Raw genomic sequence first — 18449 nt, forward strand, 5'->3', positions numbered from 1 at the left:
CTCCGTTGCGTACTCACGCCTTTCCCTTCGTCGTCGGACTGTTCTCTTGCGGTGCGGAGAGCTGACCGTTCGCTGTGGTCCCCGGATCGTTGTCCGGTGTGAACCACGGCAGGGACGGGTTCGGGGCCTCGGACGTCGTAGCCGCCGGTGACGTCTGCGACTGTGTCGTCAGTTTCGGTAGCCGTAGGGTGAGTTCGGGGAGTCGAAGGCCCCGGTGACGACCGGCCCGCCCCGCCGACCGGCGCGGCCGTACCCGGTCCACCACCGCCATCCCGACCCGGAACACCGCCGCCGGTACGACCACGCAGAGCAGGATCCAGAAGAGGGTCACGCCCCAGGGGCGGCCCACGCCCCACGGCTGCTCGGCGAGCACTTTCCCGCCGTACCGCAGCGAGACCGTGTAGTCGCCGTGCGCCCCGGCCGCCAGCTCGACGGGGAGTGTGATCCGGGCCTTCTTGCCGGGCGCGATCGTGCCCCGCCACTGCTGTTCCTCCCACTGCGGGGCGAACACCCCGTGGGAGGTGCCGACTTGGAAGACGGGGTCCTTGACGGCGGCGGTGCCGACGTTGCCGACGGTGAAGACGAGCTCACGGGCGGGCGGTGAGCCGAACCAGGTGAGCAGTCCGCTCGACCCGTCCAGCCGGGTGTCCGTCAGTACCGACAGCCGACCGCCGTTCTCCTCCTGCGGCAGCGGCTCGACCGAGTGCCCGGCCACCATGAAGATCGCGTCCGCCTCCGCCTTTTCTCCCATGACCGTGGCGACGTGCACCACACAGGGGCACGGTTCGGGGGGCTCGGCGACCGGCAGCTTCTTGCTGAAGTTCCCCTTGGCGTCGGTGGTGACGGCCCGACCGTCGGCATTGGCACAGGAGTTGGTGCCGCCGATCACACCCCGGGACGGCACGGACTGCCCGCAGATCACCATCATCAGCAGCGCCTTCGGCCGCCATCCGGCACCCGACACGGTGATCGAACCACCGGTACCGGCCTGGGACTTGGACAGCTTCACGTTCGGTCGGTCAGCAGCGGAAGCCGAGCCCAAGGGCCCCATGAACGCGACCAGGACCAGCCCGGCCACCGCCACCAGCGCCGTCATTCGAACCTTGTCGCTCACGACACCGCTCCCGTCCACTCGACTTCCGTACGCGGCTGTTCACACGCCCCGCCGACCGACGTACGGCGTCTGTGGCGTCGTACGACGAGAAGCGCGACGACCGCCGCGAGGCCGCCCCCGACGCCCGCCACCGCACCCCACGGCACGAACCGCGCCGACGCGGACGCTGTGGCGTGCGCCCCGCCCGCCGCCGTCACCGTCAGCCGCACGTCGACCGCGTCCAGGGCCGGGGTGTCGCGCCACGGCTCGGTGAGCGTGACGCGGCGGCCCGGGAGGAGTTCGACGGGCAGGGTGCGCGGGGTGCGGTCGAGGACCCGGCCGCGGATGCCGTCGGCGCGTACCGCGAGCTTCGGGGTGAGGACGGTGTTGCCGCGGTTGACGAGCTGGTACGAGATGCGCCCGGCCCGAACGGCGACGTGCTCGACCGTGAGGGCCGACAACGTCGGTCCCGCGACGCGGAGTTGGATCCGGACCGTCGAGGACCGGCCGCCCGCGCTCGCGACGATCGCGCCGGGATGGTCGCCAGGTGTCGCGCCCGCCGGAACGCTCACGGTGAACGGCACGTCGGCGCGGGTGCGCGCGGGCACCCGCACGGACAGCTCGCCCACCGGCACCCGGCGCCCGTCCCGCTCCCCCGCGAAGGCGATCCACGCGCCGGTGTCCGCCGACCCCCCGCGTGCGGTGACGTTGTCGGCTGCCGCGCCGCTCAGCCGGACCGTCAGCGGCTTCGCGCCCGGGTTGAGTACGGCCACGGTGTCCTGGAGGACCGTGCCGGGCGCGCCCTCCGCGTAGACGTACGGCCGCCCGTCCGTCGCGGTCGCGGACGCATTCGACGACGGTACGACGGACCAGCCGCCGTCGGCCACGGCCACCGGCGCGGCAGCCGACAGCAGCACGGCAGTGGCAGCGGTGGCGGTGACGGCGACGAGGACACGGGCGTACGGCATCGGCGGCTCCTGGGCGTCGTACGGGATCAGCTCGCTTCAGCGACGTATCTGCGACACATTGGCGACGTATCAGCGAAGCGTTACGTCGTATCAGCGACGGATCGTCTGATGCCTGCGCGTCAGCCACAGTGCGCCCGCCGCGCCCACGAGCAGCACCGTGCCGCCGAGCGTGCCGAGGGCGATCGCCGAGTCCTCGGGGCCGGTCTGCGGGAGCTGCCCGTCGGAGCCCGAGCCCGCCTGGGGCTGACCTGAGCCCTCGCCCTCCGAACCGGATCCGCCGCCCGCGGCCGTGACGTCGAGGGTCAGGGGCGGCTTGGGGTCGTTCGTGGGCGTGCACGTGGTCGTCGTGCCGAGCGCCTTGATGGTGAGCACGCTCGGAGTGAAGGTGACCTCGCCGGTCTCCTTCGGCGTGTACGTTCCGCTCAAGTCACTGATTTTGATGGGGGTGTTGGCGGGGATCGCGTCCGCGTTGGCCGGACCGGTCACGGCCACCGTGCCGCTGTCCGCGCCGCCCACCTTGATCACGGCGCTCGGCTTCATCGCACCCTTGCCCAGTTCCACCGGGCTGGAGGAGACGCCCTTCTGCCAGGACATGGTGAGCTTGTAGGCGCTGCCGCTCTTGACGCTCTTGATGTCGATGGGCGAGACGGCACTCTTGTCGCCGATCGGCGTCTTGCACTGGTAGTTGACGTCCACCACATCGGCCTGGGCTGCGGGGGCGGCCATCAGCACCGCCGAGCCGGCCAGGGCCGCGGCGAACGCGAGCGCGGCGGTTCGTTTCTGGTACGTCCGGTACGACACCACGGGGCCTCATTCCTGACGGAACATCAGATCGGCCGTCAAGGTACGCCCGGGGTCTTGTGGAGGGAAGACAAAATGCGCGCCGGATCTGAGGAGATCCGGCGCGCATACGGCGACGTACGAAGAAGGGCCGAAGAAGGGCCGAAGAAGGGTTCGAACCGCGGGTAACCCCAAGGTGGGAGTTACGCGGGCGCCCCGAGCTCCGCCCAGACGGTTTTGCCCGCGACCCCCGGAGTCCGTACGACCCCCCAGTCCAGGCACAGCCGCTGCACGATGAACATGCCGTGGCCGCCCGGGCGTCCGGCGCGGTGCGGGGTGCGCGGGGCGGGCTGCCCCGTGCCCCGGTCGGAGACCTCGACGCGCAGCACCTTGTTGTCGCAGGCGATCCGCAGCTCGTCCGGACCCTCGGCGTGCAGGCAGGCGTTGGTGACGAGTTCGGAGACGACCAGCAGAACGTCCTCGGCGGCGGCCCGCTGGTCGGCGCTCGCGGCGGGCAGCCAGCCCCACGCACGCAGCGCCTGGCGGGCGAAGTCACGGGCGAGCGGCACGACGGCGCTCTGGCCGTCGAAGTTCAGCCTGCGGGCCGGCCGGCCGGCCGACTGGACGGTCACGTCAGCGCCCGCGCCTCCGGACAGGCCGTCTCGGGACACGGTCATGGGCGGGCCGTCTCCGGGCACGGTCACGGCGTCTCCCGACGCCCCGGAAGCGCCGCCGTCGCCCGACTCCGGGCCGCGGTCGCCCGGCGAGTCAGGCCGGGTGGTGCTCATCAGCGCTTCACCTCACCGATTCACCATGTGCAAGATTTCACGATTCAAGACTCAGTACTCAGCATGTGATACGCGTACTAGGCGCTTTCGCACTCAGGACGTTCGGGATGAATTTCTACGACGTTCCCACCGATTGTTGCCGACATATTCAGGATGTCTCCTGCCCGGCCGAACCGTCGGAACACCCACTTGTTCGACCTTGTTCGACGGGGGATGTGTGACACGCGCCCCACCTAGTCGGACAGGGCCGCGTCGAGCGTCTCGTGGACGGTGAAGACGGCCTCGGCCCCGGTGATCTCGAAGACCCGGGCCACCACCGGCAGCATCCCCGCCAGATGGACCCCACCACCCGCGGCCTCGGCCTTCAGCCGGGCGCCGAGCAGCACATTGAGCCCGGTGGAGTCGCAGAACTCGAGCCGTGAACAGTCGACGACCAAGCGGGCGTACCCCTTCTCGAGGCAGTCCTCGAGTGGCTCACGCAACAGATCGGCCGTGTGGTGATCCAGCTCACCCGCGGGGGTCACGACGGCACTCGAGCCCTCTTCCCTCACCCCGACAAGAAGCCGGCCCGACTGTGCGCTACCGACCGTCCCGCGGTCCATGCCGTCTCTCTCCCGAGCGTCGCGACTGCTGATTCGACTGCTGATTCGACTGTTGGTTCAACTGCCGATTTACGCACTCGAACACTACGCCTTCCTCACGTCCCCCGACACCCGAAGAACCCCCCGGAGTTGGACATTTCACAATGAAACGAACTTGCGATGACGTCACGAAAGCGGGTAGGGGTAGTAGAGACACCTATTCGACACGGCCGGCTTCGGAGGCGCCGCACACCGCAGTGCACTGATTGGCATCGGCGGCCATATGCCGAGAACGATGGAGGACACCATGTCACCCCGGCTCGACGAATCGCAGACCCAGAGGGCGACGTCGGCACCCTCTCCGGAACGCCCGGAGCCCCTTGCCGCGAGCGACGGACTCGCCGGCAGCGGCGAACTCGCCGGACTTGCCGGACTTCCGGAGATCCCCCCTTACGACGAGGTGGGGCCAGTGGACGCACGGGCCCTGTCCAAGACGCTGTTCGCGCGGCTGGAGTCCCTCGAAGAAGGCACCCACGACTACTCGTACGTCCGCAACACCCTGGTCGAACTCAACCTCGCGCTGGTGAAGTTCGCCGCCTCCCGCTTCCGCTCCCGCAGCGAGCCGATGGAGGACATCATCCAGGTCGGCACGATCGGCCTGATCAAGGCGATCGACCGCTTCGAACTGAGCCGCGGCGTCGAGTTCCCCACCTTCGCGATGCCGACCATCATCGGCGAGATCAAGCGCTTCTTCCGCGACACGTCCTGGTCCGTGCGCGTACCGCGCCGACTGCAGGAACTCCGCCTCGACCTGGCCAAGGCGGGCGACGAACTCGCACAGCAGCTCGACCGGGCGCCCACGGTGGGCGAGTTGGCCGAGCGCCTGGGCATCGCCAACGACGAGGTCGTCGAAGGCATGGCCGCCTCCAACGCCTACACGGCCAGTTCGCTGGACGCCCAGCCCGAGGAAGACGACTCCGAGGGCGCGCTCGCGGACCGCATCGGTTACGAGGACCACGGGCTCGAAGGCATCGAGTACGTGGAGTCCCTCAAGCCCCTGATCGCCGGACTCCCGCCGCGCGACCGCCAGATCCTCTCGCTGCGCTTCGTCGCCAACATGACCCAGTCCGAGATCGGCGACGAGCTCGGTATCTCGCAGATGCACGTATCGCGGCTGTTGACGCGGACGCTGGTGCGGCTGCGCAGGGGGCTGACGGTCGAGGAGTGACGAAGCCGTCGCTCCAGGACGGAGTGACGGAACCTTCGCACGGAGAGCGGTCCGGCCCACCGGGTCGGACCGCTCTGCTCGAGACCTCTTTCCTCAAAGGTCCTCCTCCATCACAGTGGTCACCCCAAACTGGCTGGTACGTCAGTACAGGGAACGGCCGTACGGGGTGCGAGGAGGCGCAAGGATGGCACAGGGCGACCAAGCCGACAACGATGCCGAGACCGAAGGTATCCGCGTGCTCGCGGGCGCGTCCGACGCGCGGCTGACCGAACTGCTGGGCGCCGACACGCCCACCGTCTATCCGGCCCTGCGAGAGCTCCGCGGCCGCCACCGCCCGGCGGTCCTCGCCTACGCCCGCCTGTGCACCACGAGCGGGACCACGGCACGGCAGCTCGCGGCACAGGCGTTCACCCTCGCCGCCCGGGAGGCGGCCCGCGGCACCGACCCCGGCGTCCCGTGGCGTTACCACCTCCTGCTGCTGACCGAGCGGGTGGCCGCGTCGTGGGCCGCGGACGAACGGGCAGCCGGCCTCGACGCGGGTCTGCTCCTCGTACGGAACACGGCAGGTCCCGACGGTCCCGTCCCGCCGATGCTCACGGCGTTCCGGTCCCTCCCGTCCCGCGCTCAGGGCCTGATCTGGTACCGAGTCGTGGAACGGGAGTCCGAGGACCGGACGGCCACCCTGCTGGGCCTCGCCCAGGACGTGGCAGTGGCCTACGGAACGGACCGGGCGCTCCAGGCCATGGGCCGGGCCTGTCTGAAGTCCCGTCTCGCCGCCTCCGACGACCCGCGCTGCGGGGACTTCCGCCGGCTGATCGAGGAGTCGGTACGGCCCGACAACCCCCGTTACAGCTCGGATCTTGACGCCCACATGGCGCACTGCGCCCACTGCACGACGGCGTACGAGGAGCTGTCCGCGCTGCGGGACACCCCGCGCACCGCCCTGGCCGAGGGGCTGCTGCCGTGGGCGGGGACCGCGTACGTCATGAACGACGCGAGCGGGTCGGGGGCCACCACGCGGACGACGCCGGCTCGGGTCACGGCAAGGACGCCTACGCCCACACCGACGCCCACGCCCACGCCCACCGCCACGCAGGCCACCACAGGTGCGGTGACGGGGGCTTGGCCTCCGTCCCGCCGTGTCGTCCTGGCCTCGGCGGCGCTCGGCGTGGCCCTGGCCCCGCTACTGCTCTTCCTGCTGCCGTCGGGCGGCTCGTCGTCCCCGTCCACGGGCGCGGCGGGCTCGGTCGGCACCCCGGCCGGTCCACCGCCGGTGACGGTGACGGCGACGGTCTCGGCGACCCCCTCGGCGACCCCCTCCGCCCCGTCGGCTTCACCGACCACCAAGTCCCCGTCGCCCACGAGGAGTTCGACGCCGACGAAAACGGCACGCCCCGCCCCGCCCTCCCCCACGCTCTCCCCGACGTATCCGCCGAGCGGTGCCTACGCCCAAGTGGTGAACGTCTCCTCGGGCCGGTGCCTGGACATCCGCGACGGCTACCTGGAGCAGGGCACGGACGTCGTCACCGCCCCCTGCACCTCGGCCCGCACCCAGCTGTGGCGGGTCGACTCCGGGCGCGGCGTCCTTCAGTCGTACGCCGACTCCGACCTGTGCCTGGACAGCCGCGGCTCCGTGGACAACGGCGTCGGGATCTGGGAGTGCGCATCGGTCGACGGCAGCCACGGAGAGAACCTGGGATTCACCGTGGACGACGACGGCGTGATCCGCCCGGCCATCGCCATCGCCACCGCGGTCACTCCGGGCGACGGCAAGGGCGACGGCCTGTCCCTGCTGCCGCTCAGCGGGGGCGCGGAGCAGCGGTGGCGGGCGGGAGCGGGCGCCCCCTGACCGGAAGGGGGCTCAGACCTCGCGTACGCCCCGCCGCCAGACACCGCTGACCAGCGGCACGCCCGGGCGGTAGGCGAGGTGGACGTGGCTGGGTGCGTCCAGGAGGGTCAGGTCGGCGCGGGCGCCGACGGTGAGGCGGCCGATGTCGTCGCGGCGCAGGGCCGCCGCGCCGCCCGCCGTGGCGGACCAGACGGCCTCGTCGGGGGTCATCCCCATGTCCCGTACCGCCAGCGCGATGCAGAACGGGACGGACGAGGTGAAGGACGAGCCCGGGTTGCAGTCGGTGGAGAGGGCTACGGTCACGCCCGCGTCCAGGATCCGCCGGGCGTCGGGCCACTCGGCGCGCGTGGAGAACTCCGCACCCGGGAGCAGGGTCGCGACCGTCCGGCTGTTGGCCAGAGCGTCCACGTCCGCGTCCGTCAGGTGCGTGCAGTGGTCGGCGCTCGCCGCGTCCAGTTCTACGGCGAGCTGGACGCCGGGGCCGTACGAGAGCTGGTTGGCGTGGACGCGCGGGTGCAGGCCCTTCGCCTTGCCGGCCGTGAGGATCGCGCGGGCCTGGTCGCCGTCGAAGGCGCCCTTCTCGCAGAAGACGTCGACCCAACGGGCGTACGGGGCGCAGGCGTCGAGCATCTCGCCGGTCACCAGGGCCACGTACGCGGCAGGATCGTCGGCGTAGTCCGGGGAGACGATGTGCGCGCCGAGGTAGGTGACCTCGTCGGTGTGCGCCGAGGCGATGCGCAGGGCGCGGGCCTCGTCCTCGACCGTGAGGCCGTAGCCCGACTTCGTCTCGAAGGTGGTGGTGCCCTGGCGGAGCGCCTCGTCGAGGTAACGGAGGAGGTTCGCCTCCAGTTCCGCGTCGGTCGCGGCACGCGTCGCCGCCACCGTCGTACGGATACCGCCCGCCGTGTAGCCGCGGCCGGACATGCGGGCGTTGAACTCCTGGGTGCGGTCGCCCGCGAAGACAAGGTGCGAGTGGGAGTCCACGAAGCCCGGGATCACGGCCCGGCCCCCGGCGTCGACCCGATTGTCAGTGGCGGGTGCTTTGCTTGTTTCACCGGTCCACGCGATGCGGTCGCCGTCGATGACGACGGCCGCGTCCTGGATCAGACCGAGGGGGGACTCGTCACCGAGGGAGGGGTCGTTGGTGACCAGACTGGCGATGTTGGTGATGACGGTAGTGGTGCTGCTCATGGCGTCCTCAGGGGTGGCGGGACTGCGGGTCAGGCACGCAGGGCGTCGATGGCGTCCGCAAGGGCTGTCGGCACCTGCGGTACGAGGGTGTGCGCACCGTCTCGTACGACATGCCGGCCGCCCACGATCGTGTGGCGCACGTCAGCGGCTGTCGCGGCGAATACGGCCGTCTCGGCACCGAGTCGCGGCAGCGGTCCCGCTGTTCTGACCGAGTCGAGGGCGATCGTCGTGAAGTCGGCGAGCGCACCCGGTTCAAGGATGCCCGCGTCGTCCCAGCCCAGGGCCGCGTGGCCGTCCCCGGAGGCGGCGCGCAGGAGGGCGGCCGCCGTCCAGTGACCGCGGGTGCGGGTGCGCAGGCGCTCGTTCAGCTCCATCGCGCGGGCCTCTTCGAGGAGGTCGATGACGGCGTGGCTGTCGGAGCCGAGGGAGAGCGGCGAGCCCGCGTGCTGGAGGGCGACGGCGGGGCCGATGCCGTCGGCGAGGTCGCGCTCGGTGGTGGGACACATGCAGGTGCCGGTCGTGGAGCCGCCGAGCAGGGCGATGTCCTCGTCCGTGAGGTGCGTGCTGTGGACGCCGGTCGTGCGCGGGCCGAGGACTCCGTGGTCGGCGAGCAGCCGGGTGGGCGTGCAGCCGTGCGCTTCCTGGCAGGCGTCGTTCTCCGCCGTCTGCTCCGACAGGTGCACATGGAGCGGGGCCCGCCGCTCCTCGGCCCAGCGCGCGACCGTCGCCAACTGCCCGGCCGGCACGGCCCGTACGGAGTGGATGGCCGCACCGATCCGTGCGTGATCCTGGTCCTTGAGAAGTGAAGAGCGTTCCGCCCAGGCGTCGGCCGTGCCGTCGGAGAAGCGGAGTTGGTGCCGGTTGGGCGGCTGTCCGAAGCCGGCGGAGAGGTACGCCGTGTCGAGGAGGGTGATCCGGATCCCGGCCTCGCCCGCCGCCGCGATGAGCGCCTCGCCCATCGCGTTCGGGTCGGCGTACGGGGTGCCGCCGGGGGCGTGGTGCACGTAGTGGAACTCGCCGACGGCGGTGATGCCGGCCAGCGCCATCTCCGCGTACACGGCGCGGGCGAGTGCGTGGTAGGTCTCCGGGGTCAGCCGGTCCGCGAAGGAGTACATGATCTCGCGCCAGGTCCAGAAGGTGCCGGAGCCGACCTGGACCGTGCCGCGCAGGGCGCGGTGGAAGGCGTGCGAGTGGGCGTTGGCGAGACCGGGGAGGGTGAGTCCGCGGAGGATCTCGGCGCCGGGGGGCGGGGTGTCGACGCCCGTGCGGACGGCGGCGATCCGGCCGCCCACCCCCGCGGCGGAGCCGCTTGTCGACACGGTCAGGGCCACGCCCGGCTCGACGTGGGTGTCGAGCCAGGCGTGTTCCAGCCAGTACGTCCGCGTGTGGGTCTGTGTCACCTGCTGGCCAGCCCTTCGAGTACGTCGGCGAGTGCGGTCACCCCGGCCACGCAGTCGTCCTCGGCGGCGTACTCGGCCGGGGAGTGCGAGACACCCGTGGGGTTGCGTACGAACAGCATGGCGGTCGGGACGGTCCCGGAGAGGATTCCGGCGTCGTGTCCGGCCCCGGTTCCCAGGACGGGCACCTTGAGAGAGGTGTCCTTGCCGAGGATGCGGGCGAGCTCGTCACGCAGGGCGTGCTCGAACTCGACGACGGGGGTGAACGACTCGCGGACGACGTCGAGTTCGACGCCGTGTGCGTCCGCGTACTCGCGGGCCGCCTTCTCGACGCCGGTGACGACCGTGTCGAGGGTCGGCTGGTCGGCGGCGCGGGAGTCGAGCCAGCCGCGGACGAGGGAGGGGATGGCGTTCACGCCGTTCGGCTCGACGGAGATCTTGCCGAAGGTGGCGACGGCGCCCGCGAGCTGGGCCTCGCGACGGGCGGCGAGCACGGTCTCGGCGTAGGACAGCATCGGGTCACGGCGGTCCACGAGCCGGGTGGTGCCCGCGTGGTTGGCCTCGCCCCGGAAGTCGAAGCGCCAGCGGCCGTGCGGCCAGATGGCGCTGGCGATGCCGACCTGGTCGCCGCTCAGGTCGAGGGCGCGGCCCTGTTCCACATGCAGCTCGACGAAGGCGCCGATGCGGGAGAGGCGCTCGGGGTCCGGGCCGATGGTGCCGGGGTCGTACCCGGCGGCCTCCATGGCCTGCGGGAGCGTGATGCCGTCGGCGTCGGTCAGCCGGTGCGCCTGCTCGACGGTGAGCTGTCCGGCGGCCAGCCGGGAGCCGACGCAGGCGAGCCCGAAGCGGGCGCCCTCCTCGTCACCGAAGTTGACGATGGCGAGGGGACGGGTGAACTCGACGCCGCGGGCGCGCAGTTCGTCCAGGGCGGCGAAGGAGGACACAACTCCGAGGGGCCCGTCGAACGCGCCGCCGTCGGGCACGGAGTCCAGGTGGGACCCGGTGACGACGGCGTCCCCTGCGGCGGGGTCGCCGAGCCAGGCCCACTGGTTGCCGTTCCGGTCCAGTTCGTAGGTCAGTCCGCGTGACTCGGCCTGTGCCCGGAACCAGGCCCGGCAGTCGGCGTCGGCGGCCGTCCACGCGAACCTCCGGTACCCCCCGGAGGCGGAGCTGCGGCCGATCGGCAGCAGCTCCGCCCACATGCTGTGGAAGGTCACGCGTCGTCACCCTCGCGCATCGGCACCCGCACACCGCGCTCGTCGGCGACCGACTCGGCGATGTCGTAGCCGGCGTCGACGTGGCGGATGACACCCATGCCGGGGTCGTTCGTGAGGACGCGGCGGATCTTCTCGCCGGCGAGCTTGGTGCCGTCCGCGACGGAGACCTGGCCGGCGTGGATGGAGCGGCCCATGCCGACACCGCCGCCGTGGTGGATGGAGACCCAGGAGGCGCCGGAGGCGACGTTCACCATGGCGTTCAGGAGCGGCCAGTCGGCGATCGCGTCGGAGCCGTCGAGCATGGCCTCCGTCTCGCGGTACGGGGAGGCGACGGAGCCGCAGTCGAGGTGGTCGCGGCCGATGGCCAGGGGGGCGGCGAGTTCGCCGCTCGCGACCATGTCGTTGAAGCGCTCGCCGGCCTTGTCGCGCTCGCCGTAGCCGAGCCAGCAGATACGGGCCGGGAGACCCTGGAAGTGGACCCTCTCCCCCGCCATCTTCATCCAGCGGTGCAGGGACTCGTTCTCCGGGAAGAGGTCGAGGATCGCCTTGTCGGTCTTGGCGATGTCCTGCGGGTCACCGGAGAGAGCCGCCCAGCGGAAGGGGCCCTTGCCCTCGCAGAAGAGCGGGCGGATGTAGGCGGGGACGAAGCCGGGGAAGGCGAACGCCCGCTCGTACCCGGCGAGCTGGGCCTCGCCGCGGATCGAGTTGCCGTAGTCGAACACCTCGGCGCCGGCGTCCATGAAGCCGACCATCGCCTCGACGTGCTTGGCCATGGACTCGCGGGCGCGGGTGGTGAAGCCCGCCGGGTCCTTGGCGGCGGCCGCGGCCATGTCGTCGAAGTCGACGCCGACGGGGAGGTAGGACAGCGGGTCGTGGGCCGAGGTCTGGTCGGTCACGATGTCGATGGGGGCGCCCTCGGCGAGCATGCGGGGCAGCAGTTCGGCGGCGTTGCCCAGGAGGCCGATGGAGAGCGGCTTGCGCTGGTCGCGGGCCTCGACGGCGAGCTGGAGGGCGTGCTCCAGGGAGTCGGCCCTCACATCCAGGTAGCGGTGCTCGATGCGGCGCTCGATGGCGCGCGGGTCGACGTCGATACAGATCGCGACGCCGTCGTTCATCGTCACGGCGAGCGGCTGGGCGCCGCCCATGCCGCCGAGACCGGCGGTCAGCGTAATGGTGCCGGCGAGGGTGCCGTTGAACTTCTTCGCGGCGACGGCGGCGAAGGTCTCGTAGGTGCCCTGGAGGATGCCCTGGGTGCCGATGTAGATCCAGGAACCGGCCGTCATCTGGCCGTACATGGTCAGGCCCAGCTGCTCAAGGCGCCGGAACTCCTCCCAGTTCGCCCAGTCGCCGACCAGGTTGGAGTTGGCGATGAGGACGCGCGGGGCCCACTCGTGGGTCTGCATGACGCCGACGGGACGGCCGGACTGGACGAGCATCGTCTCGTCCTGCTTGAGGGTCCGCAGCGTGCGCACCATCGCGTCGAAGGAGCGCCAGTCACGGGCGGCCTTGCCGGTGCCGCCGTAGACGACGAGCTTGTCGGGGTGCTCGGCGACCTCGGGGTCGAGGTTGTTCTGCAGCATCCGCAGGGCGGCTTCCTGCTGCCATCCCAGGGCGCTCAGTTCCGTACCGCGCGGCGCTCGTACGGGGCGGGGTCCTGACATGGTCTGCCTCCTATGCGGACTGTCGCAGTAGTCCTTGTAGTCCTTTGCCGACTGTTGCAGTAGCTATTCATATCCTGTCCTCTTGAATAGAACTAGTCAATAGGTGCGTAGGCCACGCGCGGGCGCGCCATGGATGTTTGGCTGGGATGTATGGGCGCAGACAGGCACAGGTCGGGGGATTCGGTGGGCGACTGGGCGAGTGGGGCCGAGGTGTCTCCACCGGGCGAGGGCGAGTCGCACTCCGATGCGCACGCCGACCGCGTCTCGCGTTCACGCCCCGATCGCGTCTCGCGGCGCGACGAAGCGGTGCGGGCCGCCGTGGAGCAGGGACTGCTGGGACCCGGGACCCCCATCATCGCCCTCCTCGACGTCCCCGGCATCAAGGCCTCGGCGGCCGAGCTGCGGGCCGCCTTCGACGCGGTGACGGCGCCGGGCACGCCCGTGCTGCACGCCTTCGCGGTGAAGGCGACCCCACTCGTGCCCGTGCTGCGGCTGCTGGACGAGCACGGCATCGGCGCCGAGGTGGCGAGCCCGGGCGAGCTCGCCCTCGCGCGGGCGGCCGGCGTGTCACCGTCCCGGACCGTGCTCGACTCCCCCGCCAAGACGACCGCCGAGCTGCGCGAGGCACTGGCGCTGGGCATCGCCGTCAACGCGGACAATCCGCAGGAGCTCAGCCGCGTCGACGCGCTGCTGGGGTCCGCACGCCCCGCCTCCCCCCTCGGTATCCGGGTGAACCCGCAGGTCGGCGGGGGTTCCATCGAGGCGCTCTCGACCGCGACGGCGACCTCGAAGTTCGGGGTCGCACTGCGCGACGAGGGCGCCCGGGAGTGGATCGTCCAGGCGTACGCCGACCGCCCCTGGCTGACCCGGCTGCATGCGCACACCGGGTCGCAGGGCATCCCGCTCTCGCTGATGGCGCGGGGGATCGCGGAGACGTACGCGCTCGCCGAGGAGATCAACCGGCACGTCGGCCGGCAGCAGATCGACACGCTCGACATCGGCGGCGGACTGCCGGTCAACTTCGGCTCCGACGTCACCAGCCCGACGTACGCGCAGTACGCGCGACTGCTCGCGGAGGCCGTACCGGGGCTCTTCGACGGGCGGTACGGGCTGGTCACCGAGTTCGGGCGGTCACTGCTCGCCAAGCACGGGAGTGCGGTCGCGCGGGTCGAGTACGCGAAGTCCGCCGGGGGCCGGGCCGTCGCCGTCACCCACGCCGGGGTGCAGATCGCGGCCCGTACGGTGTACGCGCCCGCATTCTGGCCGCTGCGCATCGCCGCGTACGACGCGAAGGGGCGCCCCAAATCGGGGGCCGAGGTGGTGCAGGACATCGCAGGTCCCGCCTGTTTCGCGGGCGACCTGCTCGCCGAGGGACGCACGCTCCCCCTGCTCGAACAGGGCGACTACGCGGCCGTGTTGGACACCGGCGCCTACTATTTCGCGCACCACTACTCCTACAACTCCCTGGCCCGCCCCGGTATTTACGGCTTCACACCGGACCCGGACACCGGGGCGCGTTTCGCGGTCGTACGGGAGCCCCAGACCCTCGACGAGATCGTCACGGAATCGGGCGGAGCCCAGGCGTCGGCGCTCACCGGCATGTAGGGCAGGGCGCACTCGGGAGCGCGTGCGCCCCGGGTGGATCGGCGAACGCCCCATCGTGCAGCCTCGCGCGCCCTCGAGACCGCCTCATCAGCCCCCGCGCCACTTCAACCGGACAGAAAATATGGCCAGTTGACCCACCTTAGTCACCGCGGGCATGTTCCACAGGAAAATGCCGGAAGCCTCACCCCTCGCGCACACGTTGCGTAACTTCGGCATCACTCGGCCGAACCCTTGGTGGGAGGGGATACACGGTGCCCGGAATCGACGAGTGCCTGCTGGAAGCCATGAGAGTGCCCGGTGCCCGGGGTGCCTCGGTGGTCGACTGGACCAGTGGCCTGGCCCTGGGCACCGTCGGGGACGCGCCGGGCGGTGACCACGAGACGACCGCGGCCGAGGCCGCCGAGCTCGCCCGGCTCGCCGCGGAACACCGGGCGTTCGCCCCGGCGGACGGTTCCGACTGGTCCGAGCAGGAAACACCGGTCGAGGACCTGATCATCAGCAACCGGGACAGCTATCACCTGTTGCGGTTCGTCAGGACCACGTTCGACAGCAGCGTGTTCCTGCATCTGTGGCTGGGCCGCGAGGAAGGCAACCTCGCACTGGCCCGGATCCGGCTCGGTGAGATGGCCGGACGGCTGGTGCTGGGATGACCACGGTCAGAACTCCTCCCGCGCTCGAAATTCCCGCGCGCGACGGGACGGCGGGCGGCCCCGGCGGCGGCGTCTCGCCCATGCTCAACCGGCTCGCCGCCGAGCGAGCCACCGGCGTACTCGTGCGCGAACGCGGCGTGCTCTACCTCACCGACGGGGCGGTCGTGCACGCCGAGAGCCCCGCCACCCCCGGACTCGACGTGCTGCTCACCGCACGCGGGGTCCTGGCGGCCGAGGCCTGGCGGGAGGCGGTCGCCGAGGCCGGGGCGCGGCGCCGGGTCGGCCGGTTCCTGGTCGACAGCGGCCGGATCGCCGAGGGCGCGCTGGAGCTGTGCCATCTCGGGGCGCTGTACGACGCGGCGTACTTCGTGCTCGGGCCCAGCAGCACCCCGGCCCGCTTCCGGTACGGGGCCGCGCACTGGCTCGGCCCGGTGCGCCCCGTACCGGTGGCCGCGCTGGAACGGGAGACGCTGCGCCGCCGCGAGCTGCTGCACCGGGTCTGGCCCGACCCGGCGACGGACACGGCGCCGCTGGTGCGCTCCCGTCGCGCCGCCGAGCCGTCGGTCCCGATCCGCCAGGAGGCCGTACTCGGCCGGGTGGACGGCCTGCGTACGGCGGCGGACATCTCGCTCGCGCTGGGGCGGCCCGCGTTCCACACCCTGGTCGACGTCCGCCGGCTGGCCGCCGCCGGGATCGTGACAGCGGCGACCCCGCCGGAGCGGGCGCCGGTACCCAGTGTGCTCACCCAGTCCTCCGCCGATCCCGACGTCGCCCTGCTGCGCCGGCTCCGAGACGCGCTGGAGGCACTGTGACCCCGGTCCCGCGGGAGGTCCCTGCGATGCCGGAACGGCGGGAGGCCCTGTGATCCGCGCGCTGCGACAGCGTGCCGAGAGGAGACTACTGATGGCGGCGGAACCCGAAGTCCTCGACGAACTGCACCGGTTGAGGGCCCGCGTGCCCCAGTTGACCGGCGCCCTGGCGGCGAGCGTCGATGGCCTCGTGCTCGCCCATGACACGCCGGGAGTGGAGCCCGAGGGCGTGGCCGCGCTCACCGCGGCGGCGCTGGGGGTGGCCATGCGGATGGCGGACGCCACCGGGCAGGGCGAGTTCCGCGAGCTGCTCGTGCGCGGCGTCGACGGCTATGTGGCGACGTACGCGGCGGGCGCCTCCGCCGTGCTGACGCTGCTGGCCCAGGACCGGGTCAACGTCGGCCGGCTGCATCTGGAGGGGCGCCGCTCCAGCACCCGGATCGGCGAGCTCATGGAGGCCGCGACGGCGCGCGGCGAACCGGTCACCCCTCCCGCGCGGGCCGCCCCGGCCCCCTCGCGCTCCCGCACGGCGCGCGGCATGCCCCGTAGGCCCACCACCCCTACCCCCAGCACCCCGACCACATCCGAAAGCTGATCGACAACTGATCGGCAAGTCGATCTGAAACCTGGAAGAAAGGACCACATCATGACCAACACCGAAACCGCTCTGAAAGAGGCGCTGGCCTCCATCGAGGGCGCGACCGGAGCCGCCCTCGTCGACTACACCAGTGGAATGGCGCTGGGCACGATCGGCGGCAGCAAGAGCTTCGACCTCACCGTCGCGGCGGCCGGCAACACCGATGTCGTACGCGCCAAACTCCGCACCATGGAGCACCTCGGGCTGAAGGGCGAGATCGAGGACATCCTGATCACGCTGTCCGACCAGTACCACCTGATCCGGCTGATCAAGGGGCGCGGCGGCAACGGGCTCTTCCTGTACCTGGTGCTCGACGCCAAGCGGTCCAACCTGGCGATGGCCCGGCATCAGTTGAAGAGGATCGAGGCGGACCTGGAGGTGTAGCGGGTCCGATCGGGTGATCGGGTCAGCGGCGTCGCGCTCCTCCGGGCGCGGCGTCGCCGGCCGCGACCCCGGTGGCCCGGAAGGCCTTGACCGGCTTGCCGACGGGGCCACCGGCGCCCCGGCCGAGCCAGTCCACCCGCACCCAGATCAGCGCTTCCTCGGCACGCTCGCGGCGCCCGAGCCGGCCGGCCTTCAGCCACAGACCCACGCCCGCACCGGCGAGCAGCATGCCGCCCGCGGCGGGTACCACGAAGGAGCTGCCGAGCGCGGCCACGAAGGCGAGCAGCAGCCACCAGCGGTGGCCCCGGCGCCAGTTGCGTATCGTCACGGCCCGGTCCTGGAGCACATCGTGCTTGCTCGCGCGCGCGGCGGAGCGGACCAGGGCGACGTACCGCTTCCGCCGGGAGTACGTCACCACGGCGGCCGCCACGATGAACAGCACCGCCCCGGCCATCACCCCGATCCGGCGCCCGGTCAACCCCGGCACCAGCACCCCGGTACCGGCCGCGAACACCCCGAACCACCACACCGGTGCGGCCCCGGCCCGTACGACGACCGCCACCCGAGCCAGCCCCTGCCCTCCGCGCGCCACGCTCCGCCTCCCGTTCCTGTCCCTGCTCCCTCAGCGTCTTCGGCCGCGCACGCTAACGACCGAAGGTGAGACGAATCTGAGAACACAGGTCACACAGGCCATAGAGACCCCGGAGACACCCCCGATTCCCTACTCCACGAACAGGCTGCGCGCCGCGGCCCGTACGTCGAACTCCTCCAGCCTCGCCTGGGCGTCCGGCAGGTCGTCGCACATGGCCTCGAGGAGGACACGGCCGAGGAGCATCGGGGCACAGGCCGTGTCGAAGGCGAGGCCGGTGCCGACAGCGGCGGGGAGGAGGAGGTCCGAGACCTTCGCCACCGGCGCGAACGCGGAGTCCGCGACCGTGACGACCTTCAGCCCCGCCTCCTTCGCGTAGGCGAGGGAGTCCACGACCTCGCGCGGGTGGCGGGGCAGCGCGAAGCACAGCAGCGCGGTGGCCCCGGCGTGCACGGCCGCGTCGATGCGGTCGTGCAGCATCGTGCCGCCGTCGTGCAACAGCCGTACGTCCGGGTGGACCTTGGCGGCGAAGTACGCGAAGCCGTACGCCTGGGAGGCCGCCGCCCGCAGGCCGAGGACCGGAAGCGGGCGGGAGGCGGCCAGCAGTCGTCCGGCGCGCTGCACCGGGCGCGGGTCGGCCAGCACCTCCGCGAGATGCCTCAGGTTCTCGATCTCGGCCTCGACGGCCTGCTGGTATTCGTTGTACGACCCCGAGCCCACCGTCTGTTCGGCGGGCGCGACCTCGCGCAGGTGCTTGCGCAGCGCCGGGTAGCCGTCGAAGCCGAGCGCGACCGCGAAGCGGGTGACGGACGGCTGGCTGACCCCGGCCAGCTCGGCGAGCTCGACGCTCGACAGGAACGGCACGTCGGCGGCCCGCCGCACCATACTGTGCGCGATGCGCCGCTGGGTCGGTGTCAGCCGGTGCCCCTCGAAGAGCGCCTGCAGGCGCCCGGCGGGACTGTCCGTCACGTTCACGTTCTTGTCCGCGCCGGCGTCCCTGTCGGCGCTCATGTCCCTGTCCA

At 71.7% G+C, this 18449-nt stretch carries 18 protein-coding genes; 7 read left to right on the top strand and 11 right to left on the bottom strand.

Features of this window, described 5'->3' with window-relative positions; translation table 11 throughout:
• Window positions 1–13 precede the first annotated feature (13 nt).
• The 5 genes from ACX28W_RS13480 to ACX28W_RS13500 form a co-directional block, all read right to left on the bottom strand.
• Window positions 14–1096, bottom strand: a complete 1083-nt coding sequence (locus ACX28W_RS13480) for a hypothetical protein (RefSeq protein WP_458999247.1) — start codon at window positions 1094–1096, stop codon at window positions 14–16.
• 14 nt (window positions 1097–1110) lie between these two features.
• Window positions 1111–2061 carry a COG1470 family protein gene (locus ACX28W_RS13485; protein WP_458999149.1) on the bottom strand — a complete coding sequence of 317 codons (951 nt, stop codon included), beginning with the start codon at window positions 2059–2061 and terminating at the stop codon, window positions 1111–1113.
• Window positions 2062–2151: 90 nt separating this feature from the next.
• Window positions 2152–2862, bottom strand: coding sequence for an LPXTG cell wall anchor domain-containing protein (locus tag ACX28W_RS13490; protein ID WP_458999248.1), 711 nt, complete (start codon window positions 2860–2862; stop codon window positions 2152–2154).
• Window positions 2863–3044: 182 nt separating this feature from the next.
• Window positions 3045–3629, bottom strand: a complete 585-nt coding sequence (locus ACX28W_RS13495) for an ATP-binding protein (RefSeq protein WP_458999150.1) — start codon at window positions 3627–3629, stop codon at window positions 3045–3047.
• A gap of 233 nt (window positions 3630–3862) precedes the next feature.
• Window positions 3863–4231 (bottom strand): STAS domain-containing protein, encoded by a 369-nt coding sequence (locus ACX28W_RS13500; protein WP_362075318.1) that lies wholly within the window; start codon window positions 4229–4231, stop codon window positions 3863–3865.
• 286 nt (window positions 4232–4517) lie between these two features.
• Here ACX28W_RS13500 and ACX28W_RS13505 point away from each other — a divergent pair, with 286 nt between their 5' ends.
• The gene (locus ACX28W_RS13505; RefSeq protein WP_458999151.1) at window positions 4518–5438 is read left to right on the top strand and encodes an RNA polymerase sigma factor SigF; all 921 of its coding nucleotides are present in this window, start codon (window positions 4518–4520) and stop codon (window positions 5436–5438) included.
• 184 nt (window positions 5439–5622) lie between these two features.
• Entirely contained in the window at window positions 5623–7287 is a 1665-nt protein-coding gene (locus ACX28W_RS13510) for an RICIN domain-containing protein (RefSeq protein ID WP_458999152.1), read from the top strand.
• 12 nt (window positions 7288–7299) lie between these two features.
• On the opposite strand, the gene hutI is transcribed toward ACX28W_RS13510, so the two are convergent.
• Genes hutI through hutU form a run of 4 tightly spaced genes read right to left on the bottom strand, consistent with a single transcriptional unit; the run spans window position 7300 to window position 12753 of the window.
• Window positions 7300–8478 carry an imidazolonepropionase gene (gene hutI / locus ACX28W_RS13515; RefSeq protein ID WP_458999153.1) on the bottom strand — a complete coding sequence of 393 codons (1179 nt, stop codon included), beginning with the start codon at window positions 8476–8478 and terminating at the stop codon, window positions 7300–7302.
• 29 nt (window positions 8479–8507) lie between these two features.
• Window positions 8508–9878: a formimidoylglutamate deiminase gene (locus ACX28W_RS13520; protein ID WP_458999154.1), complete on the bottom strand. Its 1371-nt coding sequence runs from the start codon at window positions 9876–9878 to the stop codon at window positions 8508–8510.
• Window positions 9875–11092: an allantoate amidohydrolase gene (locus tag ACX28W_RS13525; RefSeq protein WP_458999155.1), complete on the bottom strand. Its 1218-nt coding sequence runs from the start codon at window positions 11090–11092 to the stop codon at window positions 9875–9877. The genes ACX28W_RS13520 and ACX28W_RS13525 overlap by 4 nt, the downstream gene beginning before the upstream one ends.
• Window positions 11089–12753 (bottom strand): urocanate hydratase, encoded by a 1665-nt coding sequence (gene hutU, locus ACX28W_RS13530; protein ID WP_458999156.1) that lies wholly within the window; start codon window positions 12751–12753, stop codon window positions 11089–11091. The genes ACX28W_RS13525 and hutU overlap by 4 nt, the downstream gene beginning before the upstream one ends.
• Before the next feature lie 150 nt (window positions 12754–12903).
• Between hutU and ACX28W_RS13535 the strand changes: the two genes are divergently transcribed.
• The 5 genes from ACX28W_RS13535 to ACX28W_RS13555 all read left to right on the top strand — a co-directional run bounded on the left by ACX28W_RS13535 (window position 12904) and on the right by ACX28W_RS13555 (window position 16838).
• Window positions 12904–14358, top strand: coding sequence for a type III PLP-dependent enzyme domain-containing protein (locus ACX28W_RS13535; RefSeq protein ID WP_458999157.1), 1455 nt, complete (start codon window positions 12904–12906; stop codon window positions 14356–14358).
• 251 nt (window positions 14359–14609) lie between these two features.
• Window positions 14610–15008: a hypothetical protein gene (locus ACX28W_RS13540; protein ID WP_362075297.1), complete on the top strand. Its 399-nt coding sequence runs from the start codon at window positions 14610–14612 to the stop codon at window positions 15006–15008.
• An 80-nt stretch (window positions 15009–15088) separates the two neighbouring features.
• Entirely contained in the window at window positions 15089–15820 is a 732-nt protein-coding gene (locus tag ACX28W_RS13545; RefSeq protein WP_458999249.1) for a transcriptional regulator, read from the top strand.
• A 91-nt stretch (window positions 15821–15911) separates the two neighbouring features.
• On the top strand, window positions 15912–16412 hold the full coding sequence (locus tag ACX28W_RS13550) for a roadblock/LC7 domain-containing protein (RefSeq protein ID WP_458999158.1): 501 nt from the start codon (window positions 15912–15914) through the stop codon (window positions 16410–16412).
• A gap of 51 nt (window positions 16413–16463) precedes the next feature.
• Window positions 16464–16838 (top strand): roadblock/LC7 domain-containing protein, encoded by a 375-nt coding sequence (locus tag ACX28W_RS13555; RefSeq protein WP_458999159.1) that lies wholly within the window; start codon window positions 16464–16466, stop codon window positions 16836–16838.
• A gap of 22 nt (window positions 16839–16860) precedes the next feature.
• Here ACX28W_RS13555 and ACX28W_RS13560 read toward each other — a convergent pair whose 3' ends face one another.
• Together ACX28W_RS13560 and ACX28W_RS13565 are read right to left on the bottom strand one after the other, a co-directional pair.
• Window positions 16861–17430 (bottom strand): hypothetical protein, encoded by a 570-nt coding sequence (locus ACX28W_RS13560; protein WP_458999160.1) that lies wholly within the window; start codon window positions 17428–17430, stop codon window positions 16861–16863.
• Window positions 17431–17559: 129 nt separating this feature from the next.
• Window positions 17560–18438 carry a MurR/RpiR family transcriptional regulator gene (locus ACX28W_RS13565; RefSeq protein WP_458999250.1) on the bottom strand — a complete coding sequence of 293 codons (879 nt, stop codon included), beginning with the start codon at window positions 18436–18438 and terminating at the stop codon, window positions 17560–17562.
• Between the last annotated feature and the right edge of the window lie 11 nt (window positions 18439–18449).

It is taken from the genome of Streptomyces sp. SD15 (assembly GCF_054462255.1).

Excerpts from the sequence above, each read along its gene's own strand:
- ACX28W_RS13480 (WP_458999247.1), bottom strand. The coding sequence starts at position 1,096 with ATGACGGCGCTGGTGGCGGTGGCCGGGCTGGTCCTGGTCGCGTTCATG.
- ACX28W_RS13485 (WP_458999149.1), bottom strand. The coding sequence starts at position 2,061 with ATGCCGTACGCCCGTGTCCTCGTCGCCGTCACCGCCACCGCTGCCACT.
- ACX28W_RS13495 (WP_458999150.1), bottom strand. The coding sequence starts at position 3,629 with ATGAGCACCACCCGGCCTGACTCGCCGGGCGACCGCGGCCCGGAGTCG.
- ACX28W_RS13500 (WP_362075318.1), bottom strand. The coding sequence starts at position 4,231 with ATGGACCGCGGGACGGTCGGTAGCGCACAGTCGGGCCGGCTTCTTGTC.
- ACX28W_RS13505 (WP_458999151.1), top strand. The coding sequence starts at position 4,518 with ATGTCACCCCGGCTCGACGAATCGCAGACCCAGAGGGCGACGTCGGCA.
- ACX28W_RS13510 (WP_458999152.1), top strand. The coding sequence starts at position 5,623 with ATGGCACAGGGCGACCAAGCCGACAACGATGCCGAGACCGAAGGTATC.
- hutI (WP_458999153.1), bottom strand. The coding sequence starts at position 8,478 with ATGAGCAGCACCACTACCGTCATCACCAACATCGCCAGTCTGGTCACC.
- hutU (WP_458999156.1), bottom strand. The coding sequence starts at position 12,753 with ATGTCAGGACCCCGCCCCGTACGAGCGCCGCGCGGTACGGAACTGAGC.
- ACX28W_RS13535 (WP_458999157.1), top strand. The coding sequence starts at position 12,904 with ATGGGCGCAGACAGGCACAGGTCGGGGGATTCGGTGGGCGACTGGGCG.
- ACX28W_RS13545 (WP_458999249.1), top strand. The coding sequence starts at position 15,089 with ATGCTCAACCGGCTCGCCGCCGAGCGAGCCACCGGCGTACTCGTGCGC.
- ACX28W_RS13550 (WP_458999158.1), top strand. The coding sequence starts at position 15,912 with ATGGCGGCGGAACCCGAAGTCCTCGACGAACTGCACCGGTTGAGGGCC.
- ACX28W_RS13555 (WP_458999159.1), top strand. The coding sequence starts at position 16,464 with ATGACCAACACCGAAACCGCTCTGAAAGAGGCGCTGGCCTCCATCGAG.
- ACX28W_RS13565 (WP_458999250.1), bottom strand. The coding sequence starts at position 18,438 with ATGAGCGCCGACAGGGACGCCGGCGCGGACAAGAACGTGAACGTGACG.